General features: G+C 40.5%; 22 protein-coding genes and 1 other RNA gene. 15 read left to right on the top strand and 8 right to left on the bottom strand.

What is annotated here, in order from left to right; genetic code table 11:
- Positions 1-50 precede the first annotated feature (50 nt).
- Positions 51-683 (bottom strand): RpiB/LacA/LacB family sugar-phosphate isomerase, encoded by a 633-nt coding sequence (locus H5232_RS13550; protein WP_182740790.1) that lies wholly within the window; start codon positions 681-683, stop codon positions 51-53.
- A gap of 219 nt (positions 684-902) precedes the next feature.
- On the bottom strand, positions 903-1,100 hold the full coding sequence (locus tag H5232_RS13545) for a CsbD family protein (RefSeq protein ID WP_182719166.1): 198 nt from the start codon (positions 1,098-1,100) through the stop codon (positions 903-905).
- Between the two features lie 269 nt (positions 1,101-1,369).
- Here H5232_RS13545 and hrpB point away from each other — a divergent pair, with 269 nt between their 5' ends.
- From hrpB to H5232_RS13515, 6 genes are all read left to right on the top strand, one after another.
- Positions 1,370-3,793 (top strand): ATP-dependent helicase HrpB, encoded by a 2,424-nt coding sequence (hrpB, locus tag H5232_RS13540; protein WP_182831039.1) that lies wholly within the window; start codon positions 1,370-1,372, stop codon positions 3,791-3,793.
- A gap of 113 nt (positions 3,794-3,906) precedes the next feature.
- The gene (locus H5232_RS13535; protein WP_182719168.1) at positions 3,907-4,251 is read left to right on the top strand and encodes a 5-carboxymethyl-2-hydroxymuconate Delta-isomerase; all 345 of its coding nucleotides are present in this window, start codon (positions 3,907-3,909) and stop codon (positions 4,249-4,251) included.
- Between the two features lie 120 nt (positions 4,252-4,371).
- Positions 4,372-4,785, top strand: coding sequence for a DUF4019 domain-containing protein (locus tag H5232_RS13530; RefSeq protein WP_182831038.1), 414 nt, complete (start codon positions 4,372-4,374; stop codon positions 4,783-4,785).
- Between the two features lie 415 nt (positions 4,786-5,200).
- A complete protein-coding gene (gene bamE, locus H5232_RS13525) occupies positions 5,201-5,563 on the top strand; it encodes an outer membrane protein assembly factor BamE (RefSeq protein WP_145241390.1) in 363 nt (120 codons plus the stop codon).
- 446 nt (positions 5,564-6,009) lie between these two features.
- Positions 6,010-6,477 (top strand): nuclear transport factor 2 family protein, encoded by a 468-nt coding sequence (locus tag H5232_RS13520; protein WP_145241905.1) that lies wholly within the window; start codon positions 6,010-6,012, stop codon positions 6,475-6,477.
- A gap of 100 nt (positions 6,478-6,577) precedes the next feature.
- Positions 6,578-6,769, top strand: a complete 192-nt coding sequence (locus H5232_RS13515; RefSeq protein WP_149983225.1) for a DUF3185 family protein — start codon at positions 6,578-6,580, stop codon at positions 6,767-6,769.
- A 29-nt stretch (positions 6,770-6,798) separates the two neighbouring features.
- On the opposite strand, the gene H5232_RS13510 is transcribed toward H5232_RS13515, so the two are convergent.
- Positions 6,799-7,701 (bottom strand): LysR family transcriptional regulator, encoded by a 903-nt coding sequence (locus H5232_RS13510; protein ID WP_145241900.1) that lies wholly within the window; start codon positions 7,699-7,701, stop codon positions 6,799-6,801.
- Between the two features lie 150 nt (positions 7,702-7,851).
- Here H5232_RS13510 and H5232_RS13505 point away from each other — a divergent pair, with 150 nt between their 5' ends.
- Positions 7,852-8,775 carry a DMT family transporter gene (locus H5232_RS13505; RefSeq protein ID WP_149983224.1) on the top strand — a complete coding sequence of 308 codons (924 nt, stop codon included), beginning with the start codon at positions 7,852-7,854 and terminating at the stop codon, positions 8,773-8,775.
- A gap of 15 nt (positions 8,776-8,790) precedes the next feature.
- On the opposite strand, the gene ssrS is transcribed toward H5232_RS13505, so the two are convergent.
- Positions 8,791-8,974, bottom strand: a non-coding RNA gene (ssrS, locus tag H5232_RS13500) — 6S RNA.
- 194 nt (positions 8,975-9,168) lie between these two features.
- Between ssrS and H5232_RS13495 the strand changes: the two genes are divergently transcribed.
- Genes H5232_RS13495 through H5232_RS13480 form a run of 4 tightly spaced genes read left to right on the top strand, consistent with a single transcriptional unit; the run spans position 9,169 to position 13,452 of the window.
- On the top strand, positions 9,169-9,732 hold the full coding sequence (locus H5232_RS13495) for a UPF0149 family protein (protein ID WP_145241895.1): 564 nt from the start codon (positions 9,169-9,171) through the stop codon (positions 9,730-9,732).
- Positions 9,733-9,763: 31 nt separating this feature from the next.
- Positions 9,764-11,095, top strand: coding sequence for a Xaa-Pro aminopeptidase (gene pepP, locus H5232_RS13490; RefSeq protein ID WP_182719171.1), 1,332 nt, complete (start codon positions 9,764-9,766; stop codon positions 11,093-11,095).
- A gap of 9 nt (positions 11,096-11,104) precedes the next feature.
- Complete coding sequence (gene ubiH, locus H5232_RS13485) at positions 11,105-12,289, top strand: 2-octaprenyl-6-methoxyphenyl hydroxylase (RefSeq protein WP_149983223.1); 1,185 nt, start codon at positions 11,105-11,107, stop codon at positions 12,287-12,289.
- Positions 12,286-13,452, top strand: a complete 1,167-nt coding sequence (locus tag H5232_RS13480) for an FAD-dependent monooxygenase (RefSeq protein ID WP_182719172.1) — start codon at positions 12,286-12,288, stop codon at positions 13,450-13,452. Before ubiH ends, H5232_RS13480 begins: the two co-directional genes overlap by 4 nt.
- Before the next feature lie 273 nt (positions 13,453-13,725).
- Here H5232_RS13480 and H5232_RS13475 read toward each other — a convergent pair whose 3' ends face one another.
- The gene (locus H5232_RS13475; protein WP_182831037.1) at positions 13,726-15,876 is read right to left on the bottom strand and encodes a TonB-dependent receptor domain-containing protein; all 2,151 of its coding nucleotides are present in this window, start codon (positions 15,874-15,876) and stop codon (positions 13,726-13,728) included.
- 206 nt (positions 15,877-16,082) lie between these two features.
- Positions 16,083-16,928, bottom strand: coding sequence for a LysR family transcriptional regulator (locus H5232_RS13470; protein ID WP_145241866.1), 846 nt, complete (start codon positions 16,926-16,928; stop codon positions 16,083-16,085).
- Positions 16,929-17,054: 126 nt separating this feature from the next.
- On the opposite strand from H5232_RS13470, the gene H5232_RS13465 reads away from it, so the two are divergent.
- The 4 genes from H5232_RS13465 (at position 17,055) to gcvP (ending at position 22,600) form a co-directional block, all read left to right on the top strand.
- Complete coding sequence (locus H5232_RS13465; RefSeq protein WP_182794902.1) at positions 17,055-17,654, top strand: hypothetical protein; 600 nt, start codon at positions 17,055-17,057, stop codon at positions 17,652-17,654.
- 186 nt (positions 17,655-17,840) lie between these two features.
- Positions 17,841-18,923 carry a glycine cleavage system aminomethyltransferase GcvT gene (gene gcvT / locus H5232_RS13460; RefSeq protein ID WP_182831036.1) on the top strand — a complete coding sequence of 361 codons (1,083 nt, stop codon included), beginning with the start codon at positions 17,841-17,843 and terminating at the stop codon, positions 18,921-18,923.
- 219 nt (positions 18,924-19,142) lie between these two features.
- Positions 19,143-19,532, top strand: a complete 390-nt coding sequence (gcvH, locus tag H5232_RS13455) for a glycine cleavage system protein GcvH (protein ID WP_149983214.1) — start codon at positions 19,143-19,145, stop codon at positions 19,530-19,532.
- Between the two features lie 176 nt (positions 19,533-19,708).
- Positions 19,709-22,600, top strand: coding sequence for an aminomethyl-transferring glycine dehydrogenase (gcvP, locus tag H5232_RS13450; protein ID WP_182719175.1), 2,892 nt, complete (start codon positions 19,709-19,711; stop codon positions 22,598-22,600).
- Between the two features lie 138 nt (positions 22,601-22,738).
- On the opposite strand, the gene H5232_RS13445 is transcribed toward gcvP, so the two are convergent.
- On the bottom strand, positions 22,739-23,641 hold the full coding sequence (locus H5232_RS13445; protein WP_259399239.1) for a KTSC domain-containing protein: 903 nt from the start codon (positions 23,639-23,641) through the stop codon (positions 22,739-22,741).
- Positions 23,642-23,660: 19 nt separating this feature from the next.
- The gene (locus H5232_RS24230; RefSeq protein ID WP_259399240.1) at positions 23,661-23,891 is read right to left on the bottom strand and encodes a hypothetical protein; all 231 of its coding nucleotides are present in this window, start codon (positions 23,889-23,891) and stop codon (positions 23,661-23,663) included.
- Positions 23,892-24,164 lie beyond the last annotated feature (273 nt).

Here is a 24,164-nt window from a genome sequence, read left to right as displayed (position 1 = left end):
TAGATGCAAAAAGGGGAGGGTTCTCCCCTTAAATATAGGGCGCTATTTTATTAAATACGCGCTTTAACAAACGCAGCAATTGCGTCGTCTTGGCAATGTGCGAAAAAGCACTCTTGAAAACGTGGTCCGCCAATCGCTTGTTTAATCAGCTCAGGATCAATAGCTTCAAGTGCGCTTAAGTAATCTTTAGCAACATCCACTTTTAGTTGATTTAAAATACCTGCATTTGTTACTTGTGACTCTTTACGTTCTGCTGGATACCCTTGGCCTTTTTCGCCGGTAAATGCTTTTTCAAATATATATTTAATATTTAACTCAGCGCCCCAGCCAAAGCCTTTTGCATAGGGTAAAGCGAGTGCATTACCATTGTTTATTTGTGCAAATAGGTAAGCATCTGATGGATCAATACAATAACCACAGCTCACACCAGGAAACGCATTGCTCGCCATGAGTGCGCCTTGACCTGTGCCACAACCGGTCACTACAAAATCTACCGCTTTAGAGTTGAGCAGTAAGCTTGCGATAATTCCTAGGTGAATATAGGTTAGTCGATGATCGTTATCGCCATCCATACCCACATTAAATACTTGGTGATTTTGTGCATTAGCAACAGTGTTAAGCTGTTCAAGTACTATTGGGTTTTTTGCCGCTTGACTGAATTCGTTCATTAATGCGATTTTCATTTGACTCTACCAATTTTGTTAACGTTGAGTTGATTCTACATATCAATGCTACCGGTGGTAAATGTTGTTATCTATTAAATATTAGTATTTGTGTAAGTTGCTAGAGGTTAGGAAGTACCATAGGAGCTTTGAGTTTAACTTCAGTATGAAAGCAGCTATTTGAGTTTAAAAATAAAAACCGCCTGCTCAGGCGGTTTTGTAGTTACCTAGCGTTTTTGATTAATGGCCTTTTTCAAACTCATCAACTTCACGCTCAGCTTCTTCTTTCGATTTACCGTATGCTTGTTGAATTTTACCAACCAGCTCTTTACGGCTACCTTCAATTTTATCTAAATCACCGTCAGTAAGATCGCCCCATTTACGTTGCGCTTTACCTTTAAGTTCTTTCCAATTACCTTCGATACGATCACTGTTCATAATTCGCTCCTTATAATGTCGGTTTGTGAATTTACTTTCAGTTATAAAGTAGCAAGGCTTGTACCAAAATTAAATTATAACTTTATTATTAATAATCAATTGGTTAATGTTTTTATTATTTAGAGATGAGTTTTTAATAGATTATAAGCTAAAAAATCTACGCAACGGTCTGTAATTATTGCAAACACTCAATAATCACCGATTTTATGAATCTGATTTACTGCAGTTTTTTGTTACAATATCGGCAATGCAATTTAGGATAAATAGCTGTGCTGCCGGTTCAAGAAATATATCAACAACTCGTTACTACATTACAAAGTGATCCGATTACCTTACTGCAAGCGCCGCCGGGTGCGGGTAAGTCAACATGGTTACCATTGCAGTTGATGCGCGACGGGCACTTTAAGCACATTGTCATGCTTGAGCCGCGTCGCTTAGCTGCACGTAATATTGCCAACTATTTAGCACAGTGCCAAAACGAAACCGTAGGGCAAAGCGTTGGTTTACGTATCAGGCAGGAAACCAAAGTCAGTGTTAATACCCGCCTTGAAATTGTTACTGAGGGCATGCTCACGCGTATGCTACAAAACGACCCAGAGCTCAGTGGCGTTGACCTACTGATATTTGATGAATTTCATGAGCGCTCTATTGCGGCCGATACCGCATTAGCGTTTGCATTAGAATCTCAAGCTGCACTGCGTGATGATTTAACGATTTTATTGATGTCGGCAACCCTTGATAGCGAACGCTATCAGCAGTTTTTTGATTGTTCAATTATTAGTTCCCACGGGCGTAGCTTTCCCATCGATGAAATTTACATACCCATTAAAGATGAAAGCCGCTGGCTTGACGCTATGGCCAGTATTATCAAACAAGCTTTAGTTGAACAAACAGGCAGTGCGTTAGTTTTTTTGCCCGGTCAATATGAGATCAACCGCGTACAACAAGCGCTGTCAGATTTGCCTGCAAATTGCCATGTAGTTACTCTGTTTGGTGAACAAGATAAAGCATCTCAACAAGCTGCAATTGCCCCTGCGGCAAAAGGTACTCGTAAAGTGGTGCTGACCACCAATGTTGCCGAAACTAGCTTAACCATTGAAGGTATTCGTATTGTGGTTGATAGTGGCAAGCGCCGCGCTGCTAGTTTTAATTTAAAAACTGGCGTTACTGAACTCACCACACAAAGTATTTCTCGCTCATCGGCAATTCAACGAGCTGGGCGGGCTGGGCGTATTGAGCCCGGTGTAGTTTATAGGCTTGGTTCAAAACAAACCTTTGAGCGGCGTAATAGCCATGATGCGCCAGAAATTTTAAGTGCTGATATTAGCCAATTATTATTGGAGGCAAAATTCTGGGGCGCGGAGTTAACTGATCTAAGCTTGTTAGATAGTCCAACAGCACAACAAATACAGCAAGCAACAAAATTACTGCAAATGTTAGAGGCGCTCGATAATAACAATAAATTGACCCCCCTCGGTACACGTATGCTAAGTTTTGGCGCGGATATTCGCCTAGCGCACATGCTAATTAAAGCGCAGCAACTCGAACCTCAGATGCCAGGTATTTATACATTAGCGGCGTATTTAATTGCGTTATTAGAGAGTCGGATTAGCCATGCCGCAGATTTAAGTTTAGCATTACACAGCCAACATGCTCGGCCACATCCGGTATTTAAACAGCAACTGAGATTTTGGTTAAAGCGATTAAAGCTAACTGAAGTACGCGAACTACAAACCACTTATTTGGCTTTGCTGGTGGCGTTTGCTTTTCCAGATCGATTAGCTAAAAAGCGTGGCAATGGTTACTTGCTTACCAATGGCGCAGGTGCTGAGCTAAACAACGAGCATTGGCATAACGAGGACTACCTTGCAATTGCTTCAATGGGAGGCCAAAAAGGCAGTCGTATTTTTGCAGCTGTTGCGTTTACTCCTGCAGAGATTGAGGATGAGCTGACACATTTATTTACTGCACAAACGCGCTGTGAATTTGACGAAAAAACAGGGCGCTTTATTCATCAAGATGAAGTCAAACTAGGGGCAATTACAGTTACTAGCCAACCGAGTAAACATCCGCTTGATAAAAGTGAGCGGGCGAAAGCGTGGTTAACTTTATTTCAAAAACAAGGCTTTGAATTATTTAATGAGCAAAGCGACAGTGAGCAGTTACTTATTCGTATGTGTTTAGCCAGTAATTTAATGCCGGAGCAATTTCCTGTCATCACTAAACAAAGCTTAATCGATGACGCACAGCTTTGGTTAGGTGCTTTTCTGGAAGATATAAAAACCCTCGAACAGTTGAAAAAGTTTAACTACTTTAATGCCTTGCAAAGTTGTTTTAATTGGCAACAACAAAATGCGTTAAATGATTTATTCCCGCTGAGAGTGTCAGTTCCAAGTGGCTCAAATATTCGTATTGAATATCAACTCGACGGCCCCGCAAAACTCAGTGTTCGTATGCAAGAAGTGTACGGCATGATCAGTACGCCAATATTAGCGCAAGGCAAGTTACCCTTATTAATGGAACTACTCTCACCAGCAAGACGACCTTTACAACTAACACAAGATCTTGCTGGCTTTTGGCAAACCAGCTATCGGGAGGTGCAAAAAGAAATGAAAGGTCGTTATCCAAAACACTTTTGGCCTGATAACCCCGCCACCAGTGTGGCTACGAGTAAAGTTAAAAGTAAGATGTGAAGGAGCTAGCGAGGACAAAGTTAGCAAGAGTAAAATTGACCATTAAGCAGTGTTTTATAGTTTAAAAAAGGTAAGTTAAATACTTATTGACTGCATAAACAAGGAGTTATTTAATGCCACACTTTATTATAGATTGCTCGCAGAGTATCTTGGCCTATCATGATGAAGATACTATTAATGAGCAAATTTACCATACTGCAAACGCGTCGGATTTGTTCGCTGAGCATGAAATTAAAGTCAGAGTAAACCCGTATAATCGTTATTTAGTGGGTAATAAACAGCACGAATTTATTCATGTTTTTGGATATATAATGGAGGGGCGAACGACTGAGCAAAAAGCTGAATTATCAAAAGCGATAGTGACTAAACTTACTCAGATGTTCCCACATATCGACAATATTGCAATGAATGTCAGTGACTTTGAAAAGGCAACATATTGTAATAAAAGCCAGCTTTAAGCAGAACATAGTGAGCGATGCTTCGACAGTGCAGATTGTTTTTTGAAAATCATTTATGGCAAAGTTGAACAGTGATTTTGTGCTTGAGGCAAAATAACTTGATAGAAAAAAGGACTCACCATGAAAAATATAATTGTTGTTTTATGTTTATTTATAAGCACATTAACGTGGTCTCAGACGCTAAGGGTTGTTGATGTATCAACAGAAATCGCCCCTGCGACTAGCTGGTTAGAAGTTGTTGATAGTGGTAAATACGCAAACAGTTGGCAGCAGGCTGGGGCGTTTTTTCAAAAAAATGTACCGCAAGCGCTTTGGGTATCTAAGTTAGAGCAAGTTCGTACGCCGCTAGGTGCTGTTACATCTCGCGAAGGTATCGGTCGTCAAGTGTTAACCTCAATACCGCAACTGCCCGACGGTGATTATGTGATTTTAGAGTTTCAAACTGATTTTGAAAATAAAGCACAGTCGATTGAAACCGTGACATTAAAAAAATCTGCTGAGCAATGGCAAGTGATTGGTTATTTTATCCAGTGAATTAACTTATTATTACTACAGCTGTATTTTTTAACGAAATAAAAAATATAAAATAATTATTAAAAATTGGAGTTTACAAAAATAAAATAATGATAATGACATTTATTGTTGCTGATGTTGCATTAATTTACTTTAGTTGTGGATTGTTGTGCTCTACTAGTGAGTAAGTTATCCAAATGAAATCATGGTATAAAATGGTTGCTATAGTGGGTTGGGAAGTAATATCTAATCATAAGTGGGATTGAAATATTTATAATTATAGTATTTGTTTTTTATTTTATTATACATTTTTACTAATTAATTTTTTATCTTTAATATGTTTCCATTTGGGGTTGATATTTTATTTTTTTTGTTCATAATTAACGCGCTTAATCGCGTTGAAATGGAATTTAAAAGATAATTATTAAGGAATGACATGAAAAAGATATTATTAACAATTGCAATGGCGTTTGTTTTGGCCGCATGTAATAGCACCTCACAAGGCCGTGATTTTGATATGGAAGTTGTAAAAGGCTTCAAAAAAGGCGAAACAACTCAAGAGCAAGTCAAAGAAGCGATTGGCGACCCTATGGGCGTTAATGATATAGGTAATGACGAAGTTGTATGGACATACAGCTACAGCGAAGGTCAAGGCGGTGGTGTAGGCTTTATTCCATACGCAGGCCATGTCGGTGGTTCTCAAAATGAGACAAAGAATGTAACAATCCGTTTTAATGCTAAAGGCATTGTATCAGGTTTATCATTCAATGAATCAGCTGGTAGTTCTTCACACCTATAACTCGTTACTATCTATTTCAACGCATTTCTATTACGGCTGCTTAGCAGTCGTAATACCCCTATTATTTATCCTCTCCCTAAATCAATCACTTTTTTATATTAAATGGTCATTAAGTTTTATATTTATTTTAAAGTAAATTATAGGCTGGTTGTTAGTCTAATGACTTTTTATTTAAATAAGTTATTGAGTGTGTTAATTTTATTATGCATTGAAAGTGCCGGTGAACATTAAAATAATTTAATTAAAAAGGTATGGGTCTTAAGTTGTAGAAGATTCGCTACATGCTTACTGAGATTGTCCAGAACAAGCCAGCCTTTTAGATGATATTTTATAAGAGTATTTTATAAAACCATCCGGCGAAGCGTGATTTATTATAAAAAGACTATACATTTTAGTTTGTTGCTGTTTTGATAGAGTGATAATTAAACACAATGCAAGAGAGCATAATGAAATACGTTACTTTTTTATTGTTAGCTGTTATCGCAACTTTTAACTTACATGCAAAAGACGAAAATAACGAACTAGAAGGACTCGCCCAGCAATATTTTTCCACCATGACGGCAACTCAGGCGCCTAAAGCTAGCAGTAAAGAACTCGAAGCTTTTTTAGCGTTACTCACTGATGATGTTGCTAATCAACACCTACCTTATCAAAGCGATGATTCTCGTTCACCTGACGGTAAGGCCATGATGCGCAAAGGTATGACTTTTTATCTAGGTGCCCACACTGAATATGAAGCAAAGTTACTTGATACTTTCATATTTAATAATACCGCTATTGCGATTCGTTACACGCAACACGCGAAAGGTGTGCACCCGCAAAACAAGCAACTGATTGAATACACCCAAACGTTGATGGATGTTCTAGAAATTGAAAACGGTAAGATTGCGGTGATCCGTAAATACCATGAGTAATTTTTAAATAGCGGTGTGAAGGTTATTTTTAGTTTTTGCTTAAATCAATATCTTAGCGTATTTTTAGAGATTACCTCTGTTAGCTTTAATAGGAATTAAAATGAATAAAGTAATTGGTATTGTGCTGATCTGTATTGGAGCTGCACTGGCTTTTTGGGGTTATGACGTTTATGACTCTGCAAGTGCGCAAATTACGCGAACTTTTAGTGGTGATACACCCATCGAGGCATGGGCTGGAATGGTCGGTGGTGTTGTCTGTATTGTATTAGGTGCACTAAAAGTTAAAAATTAACTTTTAGTAAGCCGTAGGCTGATAAACTTTTATTGATTAGAAAACTGCGATTTTAACCATTTTTTTAATATCAATATAGTGGCTTGTTCACGCTTGCTATGGCTGGTAGCAAAATAAAACTGTTGATGTGGGTTTAATACCGGCTCACCTATTTGCACCAGCATACCCTGTTGAATATCATCTTTTACAAATTGTTTATGGGTGACCAAAACACCTAATTGGCGCATTGCCGCTTGCGTTGCTTGTACTGAAATATTAAAAGTGAGGTTTTTATGTTGTTTCGGTATTGCTAATTGATGGGCGTTACACCATACGTGCCAATCGTTATCGCGGCGTGGGTTTATGGCAAAAATAGCCGGGAAACGAGTAAGTAGCTCTTTGCCAGTTTGGCAATCTGTGGGCAAGGTTTTTATTAATTCAGGACTACATACTAAAATAAGCTCATCATCAGCCAGTTTTTCGCAGTGATATTGCGCCCAATCTTGTTGTTTACCATGCACCAAAGCGACATCCACGCCATGTTGCTCTAAGTTAAACTCTCCGACTAAATTAGATAAACGCACATCTAACTCTGGCGCGTAAGCTTGTAGTTCCGCTACTCGTGGGATCCACCAATGCAATGCCATCGAGTTCACCATATTTAAAGTTAAGTGCGCGCAGAGCTGACTCGCAGAGATCTCAAAACTTGCAGCTATAATCTCATTTAGAGCTGGCTGTACTCGCAGGTAATAGCGTTTACCCGTGCTATTTAGCTCAACTCGTCGGCCGATACGAGTAAATAATTGAGTGTTTAGTTGCGATTCAAGAGACTTAATTGCTTGGCTTATTGCAGAATGACTAATATTTAATTGCTCAGCAGCGAGGACCATACTTCCAGTTTCTGCGACTGCAATAAAACTATGAAGCGATTTTAAAGGAATAGAGTTAGCCATAGTTTCTCTTTGTTAAGTTTTACTTACAGGTTTGTGCATAATTACTCGCTTTTTTCATTCTACCTATTTACGCTAATTTAGCGCCTCAGATTAATGTTAAGCTTATTATTCTCAATGTGAAACGTATTTCTCGTTGAGAAAGGAGTTGTTATGGCTGCTTTATTACGACCCAGTATGTTTATGCTGTTATCCACATTTACTTTAGCGTTGAATAGTTTATTTTCAAAACTTTTAACTGAGTATTTTAGTGATGCAATATTAGTGATGTTGCGTTTATTACTTCCTGCGTTAGTTATGTTGTTTATTGCTGCATGCAGCCGCTGGGTGATGCCAAATCAAGCAGCTTGGGGTGCATTTATCTTACGTGCCATTTTTATTGCCAGTTGCCAAGGTTGTTTTATGTTGGCCTTAAGTCGCTTAACGTTAATTGAGGCCGTGGTATTATTTAGTACTGGGCCGTTATTTATTCCGCTACTTGAGCGCTATTTTTATAAAACCAAAATCAGTCGAATGGTTTTACCTACCTTAATATTAATGGGCATTGGCGTGGTGATGCAAAACTTAACCGTACAAGGGATAACGTGGCGCTGGGAATTATTAATAGGTTTAGCGGCTGGTTTTTTTAATGGTTGCTCGCAAGTTGCTTTATTTAGAGCCAGTAAAATAAATTTACCTATCTTGGTAATAAACGGGTGCTGTTTTGCAATTGCAGCATTGTTTGTTTTACCTGTGATGGTTATTTTTACCAGCCAAGTTGAGTATCAACAAAGTATAATAATGATAGTCAATTTCGAGCAGGGGATCTTATTGTTATTATTGTTTTTAGGACTTTCAACTGCTGCAACTCAGTTTTTTCGTTCCAAAGCATATAGATTAGTTGATTCAAACTCACAGCTGGCGCCTTTAATTTATACTAACTTAATCTTTGCGGTGTTATTCCAGTTTTTATTTTTTAGTACCGTAATGAGTTTGATGCAAATTCTGGGTACGAGCTTAATTGCATTTGCGACGCTATTAAATACATTTGGCTCATATTATTATCAATGGTTTAAAGCACAACAGCAGATAGTATAAAGGAAGGTAAGAAAGGTGTTCCCCAAGTATGCGGCACTCGGTGTCAGTCCTGAAACCATAAGGTCTCAGGGCGGGAATCTGCGGTTTGCCGTAGGCTTCTCGGTACATGCCGAGCTTGCACAATAGCAGACGAACAGAAACCCTAACATAAAATTTATCGGCTCAGGGACTTAACCAAGCTCCAACACCCTAGGGAACAAATTCAGTATATAAGACATAAGCCAATCCTTACACCCCAAATTCAAAATAATTATACTGTTCGGGTAATTTTCCAGCACTGGTAACTGGCTATTTACTTTTCGGATTGCTTTTTGACCTCAATCATACTTTTCATTGGAGTTGCTATTTATCGAGTGGTAGCATTGACTTAATTAGCCAAGCGAAGATCTCAGCATGAACGAATTACCAGATTACCAACAAGCCCAATTACTATTGGAAAAAAACGAAATATTTGTCACTCCTTCAGAAGCACACGGCGTGATCAGTGGATTATTAGCCTGCGGCTTGAGTATTGAAGCCAAAGAATACTTAGGCTTATTAAGCGATGTGTTTAATGATGGCCAAGCATTTAGCCATGATCTGAAAGAATTTTTTGCCATTATTTATAAGCAAGTTGTAGAAAGTTTTAACAACGAAGAGTTTCAATTTGATTTATTTTTACCAAGTGATGACGAAACCTTAGTAGATCAAGCGAATGGTTTAGTGTCATGGGTCGCTGGATTTATGCTTGGTTTTGGCTTAAAACAAAAAGACTATGGCAAGTTATCAGCTGATGTAAAAGAAGTGATCAGTGATTTTAGTGAAATTACGCGTTTAGATACCATGTTTGATGAAACCGAAGAAGACAGCCAAGCATTGCACGAAGTAATTGAATATGTGCGAGTTTCTGCGCTGTTGTGTTTTGCTGAACTTGGTCAAGAGCAAGCGCCAAAAAGCACTAAAAAAACACTTCACTAAGTTAAAATTAACAGTATAAACAGGGTTTATAATGCCAACAGTTAAAATAGAAAAAGCAGAGTTTAAAGCACGCAGAGATCGTTTACTTGCCATGATGGAACCAAACAGTGTGGCTATCATTCCAGCGGCAAGTGAAGTAACCCGCAGCCGTGATACTGAATATGCGTTTCGCCAAGATAGCGACTTCTTCTACCTAACTGGCTTTAATGAACCCGATGCAGTGTTAGTGCTTTGCCCAAGCAGCGATACACCGAGTACGCTGTTTTGTTTGAACAAAGATAAGCTGGCGGAAATTTGGCATGGTCGTCGTATTGGTTTTGAAAAAGCTAAAAAAGATTATTTATTCGACCAAACATGTGCACTGAGTGAACTAACTGAACAATTATTGAATTTGGTGAACGGCCAGCAGATTTTATTTTATGCACAAGGTACTTATCCACAGTTTGACGATAAAGTGTGGGCGTTATTAAAGACGCTGCGTGGCGCGCCTAAAAAAGGTTATAAAGCGCCACATACGATTAAAGATATTCGTGGTTTAGTGCACGAAATGCGTTTATTTAAATCACCTGCTGAGGTGAATATTATGCGCCAAGCGTGTGAAATAAGTGCCCAAGGACATATTCGTGCTATGCAGTTTGCAAAGCCAGGCGCTACCGAATATCAGCTAGAAGCCGAGCTTCATCATCATTACGCTATGCATGGTGCGCGTCATCCCGCCTATGGCACCATTGTCGGCGGTGGCGATAACGCCAATATATTGCATTACACTGCTAACAGTGATGTGCTGACCGACGGTGATTTAGTGCTGATTGATTCTGGCGCTGAACTGCAAGGTTACGCGGCAGATATTACGCGTACTTTCCCTATTAATGGGCAATTTAGTCAACCTCAAGCTGAGCTTTATAACATTGTTCTAGCGGCGCAAGCAGCAGCGTTTACTGAAGTAAAGCCCGGTGGTAGCTTATCAAAGGCTAATAAATTAGCGATGACAGTGCTCACCCAAGGCTTAGTTGATTTAGGTATTTTGCAAGGTGAGTTACAAGAGTTACTTGATAACCAAGCATGTAAAGCATTTTATATGCACGGCCTTGGTCATTGGCTTGGCCTTGATGTGCATGATGTAGGCGACTATAAAAAAGACGAAAAAGAACGCCCATTTGAAGCTGGTATGGTACTCACTATTGAACCTGGCTTGTATGTTAGCCTAGATGCGCAAGCACCTGAGCAATATAAGGGCATTGGTATTCGTATTGAAGATAACCTGTTAGTGACCGAGCAAGGCCACGAAAATCTTACTTTGAGTGTGCCAAAAAGTATCAGCGAGATTGAAGCGTTAATGCAAAAGCAAGCAATTAACCGCTAGGAGCATAACGTGGCAGAGCAGTTTGATGTTGTTATTATCGGTGGTGGCTTAGCGGGTGCCAGTTGTGCGCTGAGTCTTGCGAAACATGCGCCGCAATTAACGATTGCGGTGGTTGAAGCAAATCAACCAAGCACTGAACACCATCCTAGTTTTGACGACCGAAGTATCGCCTTAGCACAACAATCGGTGCAATTTTTACAGACCATTAATGCCTTTGATATTGATGCCTCATTTGCTGCGGCAATTAAAAAAGTGACCGTGTCGGATCGCGGTCACTTTGGTAAAACGCAGATCGATTGTGCGCAATTTTCGCAGTCAGCTCTAGGTTATGTTGTTGAGGTAAATCCGTTTGGTCGTGCTTTACATCAACAACTTGCAGCTACCCAAGTGGTCATGTATTGCCCTGACAGTGTTGCAGATATTACCTATCAGCATGATTTTGCAAGTATTACTTTGCAGTCTGGTGCTCAACTTAATGGCCAATTAGTGGTGATTGCCGACGGTGCGCAATCGGCTACTCGCCAGCTGGCAAAGATCAATTTTACTCCTGAGCCTTATTCACAAGGGGCGATCATTGCCAATATTGAAGTGGCAGGTGGTCATCATAACCATGCTTTTGAGCGCTTTACTGAGCATGGACCAATGGCATTACTCCCGATGAGTAATAACCGTTACTCGTTAGTATGGTGTATGGATAAAGCCGATATTGACGCGCATATGCAGCTTGACGACAGCGCTTTTGTAAGTGCTTTGCAAACTGCATTTGGTTATCGTGGCGGGCAATTTACTAAAGTCGGCATGCGTGCAAACTATCCACTGGTGTATGGCCGTGCTGAGTCATTAAGTGCTCACCGTACGGTACTAATTGGCAATGCAGGGCATGCGATTCATCCTATTGCAGGGCAGGGCTTTAATTTAGGCCTGCGCGATGTGCAACTTCTATGTGAATTAGTAAAGAGCGAATTGGCAATTGGCAGTTACCTATTTACCCGTGAATATGCCAAACAACGTAACCAAGATATAACCACTGTAATGACGTTAACAGATTCTTTAGTGCGGTTATTTTCAAACTCATCACGAATACTCGCATTTGGTCGCAGCTGTGGTCTATTCGCCATGGATTTGTGTTCTTCTTTAAAAACACCTTTAGCTAAGCAATTAATGGGTCAGGTTAAACAAGGTAAACGACTATGAAACAGACACAAGTATGTGTTGTGGGGGGCGGCTGTGTTGGCTTAACCCTCGCGCTGGGGCTTGTTAAAGCCAATATCAGTGTAGTAGTAATTGATGCGGCAGCAAAACAAGTATTGCCAGGCGATGAATACGCTTTGCGCGTAAGTGCACTGAGCCTTGCCAGCCAACACTTGTTTGAATCTTTGCAAGTGTGGCCTGAGATCATTGCTCAAAGAGCACGCGCCTATACCCATATGGATGTGCGCGACCAAGATAGCTTTGGCAAAATTGCTTTTAACAGCGATGAACTGGACCTTCCTCATTTAGGTCATATTGTTGAAAACGACATCATTCGTTATGCACTGATCAATGAATTAGAACAATACAGCCAAGCAACGCTTATGTTTGATACACGCTATCAACAAATACACCAAAGTGACAATGACGTCTTTATAACCTTAGACTCTGGTGAGCCAGTTATAGCCAAGTTATTAGTGGCAGCCGATGGCGCAAATTCAGCGATTCGGAAACAGTTTAATTTGCCCATTACGTTTAAAGATTATGATCATAACGCCATCGTTGCGACGGTAAGAACCACTGAGCCACATAATAATACTGCGCGCCAAGTATTTTTACCTACTGGACCACTGGCGTTTTTACCGCTGCCAGATGCCAATACGCACTCAATTGTATGGTCAACCAGTCCTGCGCATTGCCAAACGTTACTAGCCATGGATGATAGCGATTTTAATAAAGCAGTTATGGCAGCCCTTGATGGCCAATGCGGTTTATGTGAGGTACAAAGTGCGCGCACAGCGTTCCCTTTGAAAATGCGTTACGCGCAGCAATGGGTGACAGGTAAAGTGGTATTAATGGGCGATGCCGCACATACCATTCATCCGTTAGCAGGACTTGGTATGAACTTAGGCCTTAAAGATGCCGCTTACCTTATTGAGCTTTTAACTGCTGACAATAAAGAGTTTGCCAGTAATCGACTATTGCGTGATTACGAGCGTACCCGCAAGCTTGATGCACAAAAGCATATTGCCATGATGCAAGGCTTAAAAGAATTATTTGCAGGCGCTAACCCACTTAAAAAACTGGTACGTGGTGTGGGTTTAAGCTTGGTTGATAACTTAGGCCCAATTAAGCACCTGTTTGCCAAGCAAGCGATAGGGAAGTAGCAGAGTTAGTGAGATAGATGTTAGGCTAGCTAAGTGATGAGTAGTGTGATTTTATACCGCGCTTTTTTATGCCTTAAATTTGATAAAATAATCCAGATAAGCTCGGTGTCTACCTGTTAGCTGGGTTTTAGCCCAAAGGTGCTGAGGTTTGCGATTTTATATCAGTTCAATTTACGCACTACTTTCGTGATAAATCACGATCTACAAAAAAGCAGTACTTTGACTTAACAAGCACTGCTTTTATAATTTTTAGCCTTTACCTTTAGCGTTTACTTAAAACGCGTAGCTGTAACCCATTTGGATTGTGCGTGGTTTACCTGGTTGAATACCACCGTTTGCGCGGTTAGCGATGTAAGTGTTATCAAACAAGTTATCAACCGTTAGATATACTTTTTGCTTGTCATCAATTAAATATTTAGCGGCTAAATCCCACACAACACGGCTGTCGATTGCATTCAAGCCGTCAGCACTTAAATCAGCATGTGCGTCAGATACATAACGCACTTGCGTATCAAATGCAAAGCTTGAAAGCACGGCACCAAATGAAAGAGCGATTTGATTCTCTGGAACGTAAGGCATTGCATCGCCTTTATTTACTTGGCCCCAGATATCTGATGCAAAATCATTTTTAAACTGTGAATCCGTATAAGTGTAAGTTAAGCGTACAGGGAATGTTGCGCTATTAGTTTCGAAAATACGACCTGCAGAGAACTCAAAGCCCGATACTTCTACTTCGCCGTAGTTGTATTGGTCGCCAATGTTTTCATCACTACAGCCTACAGATGCAGTACAATTTCCATGCATATTGCTGTAATCAGAGAAGAATGCAATGATTTCACCATTAAAACCAGCAACGTTAAAACGGCCACCAAACTCAATGTTTACGCTTTCCTCTTCTTCTTGGTCTGCATTACCTGGTGCAGCAGGAGCGTAACCTTGCTGAATACCTGCAAGTAGCGTTAGGCTGTCGCTTACGGTGTAAGTTGCCCCCAGTGATGGCACTAAGATTTGTGTATCGTTTGAAACGTCTTTAGTTAAGCCATTTTCACGTTTAGGATCAGACTTTGACCACTCTACGCGGGTAATTGTGATGTCTTCATAACGAAGGCCTGCATTAATCACTAATGCATCGATTGACCACTGGTCTTGAATGAATAACGTTGTTGCTTTTGCACTATCTACACGATTGCTGTCAGAACCCGGAACGCCCTGAGACGTTAAGGTCATACTTAAATCTTGATTAAGTGTGTATTTGTCTTCCCACTGAAAACGATCCATTTCGTCTTCGTGGTAGCGCACGCCAACAGTCACATAGTGATCGCCCGCAGGAATGTGCAACTCTGATTGCACACCTTTGGCTTGGTAGTCGCGGTTATTTGCTTTAATACCAATGCCTTCAATACCTTCAGCTGTTGGTGCCGCTTCAAATTCACTGTACTGTGCTAAATAGCTTTCACTTACTTTGCTCGCTTTGTACCAATTACGATGAAAATCATTGAGGTAAGCTGTCGCTAATAACTCATAACCATCACCAAAACGATAAGCATAGTTTAATTGGTATGCATTATGTTGCGTGTTCATTTGGTCTTTTTGTGATGCGGCATAACGACGGTTTGGTGACGCTTTATAATCTTCTTCTGTTAAACCCATGTAAGTTTCATCAGATTGTTCATCAGAGTACTTAATTTTCATCTCTAGGTTATGCGCGTTGTTTTCACCAAACTTATAACCAAATTTAAGTAAAAAATCTGTTTTTTCAAAGCCTGTGTTGTCGCTACCTACAGGTAATTCTTTAAAGCCATCTGCACCATAGCTGAAAACTTCAATAAGGCCAGCTGCGTTGTTTTTTTCTTTACCGAAGTAAGCATGGCCCTTATAAAAACCATCGCTACCGAGTTCGGCGTTTACTAAACCCGTTGAACCTTCGGTCGGTAAGCTGCGCGAAAGTAAGTTTAAAACACCACCGGTTGTACGCGGACCATACTTAACAGAGGCTGCGCCTTTTAATACTTCAATCGACTCCATACGGCCCATAGTAGGGAAGTAGTAAGCCGATGGCGCTGAGTAAGGTGCGGGTGCTACGAGAACACCATCTTCCATTACTGATATTTTATCGTTACGGCCAGTACCTGTGCCACGCATACCAATGTTAGGGCGCAGGCCATAACCATCTTCTTCTTGCACATAAACACCTGGTACAGATGCTAAAACACGAGAAATATCGGTAAATTCGAATTTTTGTAATTGTTCGTCTGAGATAAATGTAGCAGAGCCCGGAATATCGTTAATAGCAGCTTGCGAGCCAATAACGGTAATTTGCTCAAAGTTCTTTTTTTTATTTGTTGCATCATTTGCAACGGCATTAGCGCTTAATGATAAAGCAATAGCCATCGAAAGTGTTGAAACAATAAGCTTAGGAGGCATTATAGATCCTGTATGTGTCTAATTTTAACTGGCGCAATTTAAACATGTAAAATAATACGAATCAATCCTATTTATAACAATTCCGATCGTTAAGTAAGTTTTTGAATATAAATATGAAAACATATTGTTGTTAATATTGTATTACTATATTCGTTGCGATAATCTAAATTATCAAAAGGTAACTAAAGGCGGCTTTTTGTTAGCTATTAAGTCAAGCGTAATGCAATAAACTCGGCAAGTTTATCTACCGCATGCTCGGCTTGTTCTGCATGCTTTGTTAAGCTAATACCTATTTTACCTAGGCTCGGTAAAATAGCGGTGTTTAACTCATAGTTAAGTTCATTAGGCACTGTGCTTCTAGCCAAAACGGTGATCCCTAATCCTTCTTTTAAAGCCGCAGTAAGGCCTGTTAAATCAGCGTTACTATAACTTATGCGGTACTTAATACCTGCAAGTTGCAATGCCTCGATGGCGCGGCGTCGATAAATACAACCTTCCGGTGCAGTCACAAGCGTAACAACGTCATTTTGTGCTATTGATAAATCACCAACCCAGACCAGTTGGTCTTGCATAAAAACAGGGAACTTTTCAGAGTTTAAATCTTCATTTAACGCCAGTACTAAATCAAACTGGTCTTCTCGTGAAACCGACAATAAATGCTTACTTAAACGCGATTTAACCTCTAACGATACTTCAGGGTAAAGTGCCACAAAGTCACCGATAATAGCGGGTAAGATCCGAGCGGCAAATTCGCTGGGTATTCCCAACCTCACCTTACCGGTCACATTCTCTTTAGTAAATAATTGCAAAATGGTGTCGTTTTGCAGCAGCATTTGCTTTGCCATCGGCAGCAGCAGTTCACCGTATTGATTGAGTACTTGGCGCTGGCCTTGTTTTTTAAATAGCTTATGCCCGAGCATTTCTTCTAACCGCTTTATTTGTAAACTTACAGCGGGTTGCGATAAGCCAAGTAAATCACCTGCTTTAGCAAAACCTGCTACTTCAACCACAGTAACTAACGTGCGTAAGCTGTCTGTTGAGATATTTTTCATATTAAAAATTACAATTTATGGGGGTAGATTGATAAGTATTATTTATCAATTGATTAATAATTACAATTTGTTGTTGCTAGACTTGCACAATATACTTTTGCCATTAAAGATTGATAGGTGTCGATAATGACTTTTAGCCCGATAATGTTTGCTCGTCATAGCCAGATTGAAGCAGCTGATAGCAATATGCTGCAGCTCAATACAAACACCGTGGTGATCGATTTTAGCGGCACTGAAGCAATCCCGTTTTTAACCACTATATTAGGGTTAGATTTAAACAAACTAACCGCCAGTGGTTTAGGTGTGAAAGGCACCTTAGATGGCGACCTAAATAGCAATTATAGCTTTGCGTTATATTACTTTAGTGCAACAGCGTTTAGATTCGTGTTGCACACAGATGCAGCGGCTCAATTACAAGCACTGATCAGTGAACAGCAACTGCGCTACGATATTGAGTTTGTTACACGCACTGATTTAGCGACCTTAACTTTATCTGGTGAGCAAGCATTTGACGCCTTAGTCGAAGCATTTAAACTCACCCCTGGACTGCGCTTGTCAGACACCAACAGCTGTTATGGTACGCAAAGTGGTGAGGTATTTATTACCGCTATTGATAAACAATCAATACAGTATTTTCAGCTGGTGGCCAAAGCGCCAGAGCTGACTAAATGGCAAACATATTTACAGCAACGCGGTTTTGATATGTCACTACCAGACGTTGCTTGAACATAAATAGATAAGCTGGCTAGCGTATTTTTAGTTGCCAGCTTTTTGTAATTTATTTGTAAGAACAAATCGCAATTTGGGTGTTAGGTGCATTACAACTTATGTATAATCGCCGCCCATGTTATTCCCCCTCATTAAATTGAGGCCACGCCCAATCTTGGGTTAATTATAAAGTGAAGGAATATTATGACTTCTAAAACAGTTTTACATGCAAAGCACCTAGAATCAAAAGCAAAAATGGTTGATTTTCATGGCTGGGAAATGCCAATCAACTATGGTTCGCAAATCGAAGAGCACAACGCAGTGCGCACCGATGCAGGCATGTTTGACGTTTCACACATGACTATTGTTGATGTCAAAGGCGAACAAGCACAAGCATTCCTTCGTAAACTAGTCGCTAACGATGTTGCTAAATTAACCGTTCCTGGTAAAGCGCTTTACACTGGCATGCTGAATGAGCAAGGTGGCGTAATTGACGATCTTATCATTTACTTCTTCTCAAATACTGATTATCGCTTAGTGGTTAATTCTGCAACTCGTGAAAAAGATTTAGCGCACATGGCTAAAGTTTCAGCTGATTTTGCCGTTGCAGTAACAGAGCGCCCAGAGTTTGCCATGATTGCAGTACAAGGCCCTAATGCTAAAGTAAAAACTGCCACTATCTTAACGGCTGATCAACAAGCAGCTGTTGCAGATATGAAGCCGTTTTTTGGTGTGCAAACTGGTGATTTATTTATTGCTACAACAGGCTATACTGGCGAAGACGGTTACGAAATTGTTGTACCGAACGAGCAAGCTGCGGATCTTTGGCAACAACTGCTAGATGCTGGTGTTGCGCCTGCGGGCCTTGGTGCACGTGACACACTACGTTTAGAAGCGGGTATGAACCTTTACGGCCTAGATATGGACGAGAGCGTATCACCACTTGCTGCTAACATGGCGTGGACCATTGCATGGGAACCTGAAGATCGTGACTTTATCGGTCGTGACGTACTAGTACAGCAACGCGCTGACAAAAGCACTGATAAACTTGTTGGCCTAGTGCTGGAAGAAAAAGGCGTATTGCGTAGTGGTTCTAAAGTAATTGTTGATGGTGGCGAAGGGGTCATTACCTCTGGTACTTTCTCACCTACACTTGGTTTTAGTGTTGCCCTTGCACGTGTACCACGTTCAACTGGCGAAACTGCTCAAGTAGAAATGCGTAAAAAATTAGTTAACGTAAAAGTAGTTAAACCAAGCTTTGTACGTAACGGTAAGTCTGTACTTTAAAGTATTAATTAAAAAATTTGGTGTTATCACCCAATAATACCAATCATGTTGAGTTATTAACCAGTTATAGCGACAGATAAATAGAGTGATAACAAGGCATTAATTTTGATATGTAGTTGTTCTACCTGATAAATTAATAACGCTGTTAGCGCTTTATTTAGACCGCTAGAATGGTTAAATTTTTAAGTTGATTGGTATCAAAACCAAAGGAAGAATAAAATGAGCAATATCCCTAGCGAGTTAAAGTATGCCTCTTCACACGAGTGGGTTCGCAACGAAGGTGACGGTACTTTCACTGTAGGTATCTCTGAGCACGCACAAGAACTACTTGGCGACATGGTATTTGTTGAATTACCAGAAGTTGGTGACGAAGTACTTGCAGGCGAAGATTGTGCAGTAGCAGAATCAGTAAAAGCGGCATCAGACATCTATGCACCAATCGGTGGCGAAATCGTTGCAATCAACGAAGATCTTGAAGATGCACCTGAAACAGTAAACAACGACGCTTACGGCGATGGTTGGTTATTCCGCATTAAAGCATCTGATGAGTCTGAGCTTGAAAACCTGCTTGACGCTGAAGGCTATGCACATTCGATCGACGAAGACTAATAATTAGTTTATCGCCGTACTAAAAGCCCCATTATACCTAACATAATTGGGGCTTTTATGATTTTACCGCTTACCTTTCCATACATTGTAAGTCATTAAATCAAAAGCTTTTAAGTTATTGCTGGTTACCCATTAGTAATAACCATTTATTTTTTGGATCATAGGAATCTGGACAAATGTCAAACGCCAAATCTCTTGAACAATTAGAGCAAACGCAAGATTTTATTCGCCGTCATATTGGGCCAAGCCCAGCACAAGTAAGCGATATGCTAAGTGCTCTTGGAGTATCGAGTGTTGAAGAGCTGATCGGTCAAACTGTACCTGCAAGCATCCGCTTAGAGCAAGGCCTAACAGTGGGTGAAAGCCGCACTGAAGTTGAAACACTAAGCTACTTAAAATCAGTAGCAAGCAAAAATAAAGTATTCAAATCTTACATCGGTCAAGGCTACCACCCAACTCACGTACCACACGTAATATTACGTAACGTACTTGAGAACCCAGGCTGGTACACAGCGTACACTCCATACCAACCAGAGATTGCTCAAGGGCGTTTAGAGTCATTACTTAATTTTCAAACTATGACCTTAGACCTTACCGGTCTTGATTTAGCAAGTGCATCATTACTTGATGAATCAACTGCGGCTGCCGAGGCCATGGGCCTTGCAAAGCGCGTATCTAAAGCTAAAAAAGCCAACATCTTCTTCATCGCTGATGACGTACATACCCAAACTATCGACGTAGTGACAACACGCGCCGAGCAGTTTGGTTTTGAAGTTGTGGTAGGTCCTGCTGCTGATGCTGTAAATCACGAAATTTTTGGTGCGTTATTCCAATACCCGTCAACATCAGGTGAAGTAGTCGATATCACAGATTTAATCGCTGGCGTACAAAGCAAAAAAGCGATTGCCTGTGTTGCTGCTGACATCATGAGCTTATTACTATTAAAAGCACCAGGTAAACTTGGCGCAGACGTAGTACTTGGTTCTGCCCAGCGTTTTGGTGTACCAATGGGTTACGGCGGTCCACACGCTGCATTTTTCGCAACACGTGATGCATACAAACGTTCATTACCAGGTCGTATCATTGGTGTGTCTAAAGACCGTTTAGGTAACGATGCACTACGTATGGCAATGCAAACCCGCGAGCAACACATTCGCCGCGACAAAGCCAACTCAAACATTTGTACAGCGCAAGTATTACTCGCTAACATGGCTGCGTTTTATGCGGTGTACCATGGCCCACAAGGCTTAAAAACTATTGCACAGCGTATTCATCGTTTTGCTGATATTTTAGCCGCAGGCCTTAAAGCTAAAGGTGTAAACCTTAAGCACAGCACCTGGTTTGATACCCTAACAGTTGTTAGCGATAACAAAGACGATGTAACAGCGCGTGCTGTAGCAAACGGCGTAAACTTTGCTACTAACCATGATGGCGAATACTCAATCTCAGTGTCTGAGACCACAACGCGCGCAGACGTAGCACAGTTGTTCGATATTATTCTTGGCGAAGACCACGGCTTAAGTGTTGATGCAATCGCAGCAGACATCGAAGCAAACGGTAGCGATTCAATCCCTGCAAACCTTGAACGCGATGATGAAATCTTAACGCACCCTAACTTCAATTCGTATCACAGCGAAACTGAAATGCTGCGTTATATCAAACGTCTTGAAAACAAAGATTTAGCACTTAATCACTCAATGATCTCGTTAGGTTCATGTACTATGAAACTAAACGCGACCGCTGAGATGATCCCAATTACTTGGCCTGAGTTTGCTAATCTTCACCCATTCTGCCCGCTAGACCAAGCAGAAGGTTACCAAATCATGATGGGCGAACTACATGATTGGTTAGTTAACATCACCGGTTACGATGCCGTTTCATTACAGCCAAACTCTGGTGCACAAGGTGAATACGCAGGCTTAATCGCGATTCGCAAATACCACGAGTCACGTGGCGATGCACACCGTAACATTTGTTTGATCCCAAGTTCAGCGCACGGTACTAACCCTGCATCTGCACAAATGGCAAGCATGAAAATTGTGGTTGTTGATTGCGATAAAAACGGTAACGTTGATATGGCAGATCTTAAAGCGAAAGCAGAAGAAGTATCAGAAAACCTATCATGTATCATGATCACATACCCGTCTACGCACGGTGTATACGAAGAAACAATTCGTGAAATTTGTGACATCATTCATCAACATGGCGGCCAAGTTTACATGGACGGCGCGAACATGAATGCACAAGTAGGTGTAACAAGCCCAGGCTTTATCGGTTCAGACGTATCGCACTTAAACTTGCATAAAACGTTCTGTATCCCACATGGCGGCGGTGGCCCAGGTGTTGGCCCAATCGGTGTTAAATCACACCTTGCACCATTTATGCCTAACCATAGCGTAATTAACGTACCTGGTACGAGTATCGGCAACGGAGCAGTATCAGCAGCGCCATACGGCTCAGCAGCTATTTTACCTATCTCATGGGCTTACATCACCATGATGGGTAGCGAAGGCCTTAAACAAGCCACTGAAATGGCAATCGTAAGTGCTAACTACTTAACTCATGAGTTAAGCCAGCACTTCCCAATTTTATACCGTGGTCGCAACAACCGTGTTGCTCACGAATGTATTGTTGACTTACGCCCACTTAAAGAGCTTTCGGGCATCACTGAAATGGATGTTGCTAAGCGTTTACAAGATTACGGTTTCCATTCACCAACTATGTCGTTCCCAGTAGCGGGCACCTTGATGATTGAGCCCACTGAGTCTGAGTCTAAAGTTGAGATCGACCGTTTCATCGAAGCGATGGTATCAATCAAAGGCGAAATCGACAAAGTGATCTCTGGCGAATGGTCTATCGAAAACAACCCGCTAGTGTTTGCACCGCATACACAAGGCGACGTACTTGGTAACGAGTGGGACAGAGCATACGACCGCTTCTACGCTGCGTTCCCAGTACCAGCAGTGGCCAAAAACAAATTCTGGCCTACAGTAACGCGTATCGATGACGTATACGGCGACCGTAATCTAGTGTGTTCATGCCCAGCGGTAGAGACATACAGAGATTAATAATTTTATTGATCAAAGTCATTATAGTTTGGTAATGAAATTATAGATTGGGAATCCAATCTCTATTCCCAAACCATAATTATTAAAAAGGGTGAGCTATCGTGGCTCACCCTTTTTTATTTCTAGTCCAATGTTTAGTTATTTTTCAACTTTTGCAACTGGTTCAAGTGACGTCATTTTTAGATAAGTCATACTTTCAATATCTAACTTATCAAAAGGGTATTGGCCTCGAATATTATCATTAAAAACCTTCCCCATTGATGTTGAGTAATACAACTCATCCCATACTAAAATAGGTATATTGTAATAACGATAAACACTTCCTGATTCAAATTTGAGATCAAGAATTTTATTAATCGTTGAATAGCCGATGTGTGAAAAAGCATCTGAATTTACAGGGTGTTGTTCAAATAAGGGGAAAGGAGTTTGGTTTAAAATAGAAGCTTCAATTTTAGCACTTATTGCATTTGCAACTGCATTATTTCTTAGGTATGCAGCAATTAACCCATGACCAGTTGAGTCAAATAAAGACTCAGCAGAATAGTTTGAAGGTAAACTACCAAATAAAATCCTTACGGCTCGTATGACCCAGTCTTCGTCAAGTGTAAGGTGTGAAATGATCTCTTTATATTCCTCCCCCAAACTTCCTCCTATTGAACTTGTTGGTGTTGCTATTGCGGCTAGGCTAACCAGTGGATAATCGGAAGCAAGATACCCGTCGCTATATTGATAAGTAGATATGGTTTCCTCAAAAAGAGCATTGGTGTAAAAGTTACCTTGCGAGTGACCAATAAGAATAATACGGTTGCAAGAATGCATCTGAAATTGAAGTCTTTGAAATGCATTTTTATAGTCTGTCTCGTCAATAATAGAGTAATTTACTTCAGTAAATACATCCTGTAAAACAGACTCAATTTGAGCGATATCTATATCTGATAGTGAGCTAACAGTGCCTCCAATTATTGCAGTTATTATACGATACTCAGGTGAAAATACGGGCAAGTCACTATAATTTTGCTGTGCGACTTCATATATTTGCATAAATATAGCTTCACTTTTATTATCTCCCTGTAGGAAATGCTCCTTTTTTAAATTCAGGTAGGTGAGAATTTTGAAAGTTACCTAATCTATTTAAGTTTGCCCTATATTGCTTGATATTAGTCCACATCCCATTTACATAGAAAATGCGCACATTATCAATATTTCTAGAGCAATACCGATCTTGTGCTTGATAATTACCATTCGCCAAAACTGGAAATATAAGTAAGAGTAAAATATATATAGCTTTCATTTTATGTCCTTCTTAAGGATATTGCAGTCTTGATCAGCACTTCGATGAAAACCGTCATCCCAAGCAATATAGTCACTAATTTTATTTTGGCTTTTTCGGTTAGCGTAAGCTCTATCTATCGTATTAAAGTATAAAACTTCAGGTTCTCTTGCGTATTCTCATGACTTTGATCACCGATTCTCATCAGCTTTGATCACCTGATTTATCATTTTGTAGAGCCGTTTTTAAATTAGCTTAACTGATCATCATCAGTCAATTTATTTAACTGTTTTC

The organism is Pseudoalteromonas sp. SG41-5 (genome assembly GCF_014164495.1).
In the GTDB taxonomy this organism is placed as follows: domain Bacteria; phylum Pseudomonadota; class Gammaproteobacteria; order Enterobacterales; family Alteromonadaceae; genus Pseudoalteromonas; species Pseudoalteromonas rhizosphaerae.
This window is presented reverse-complemented; position numbering and strand designations above follow the sequence as displayed.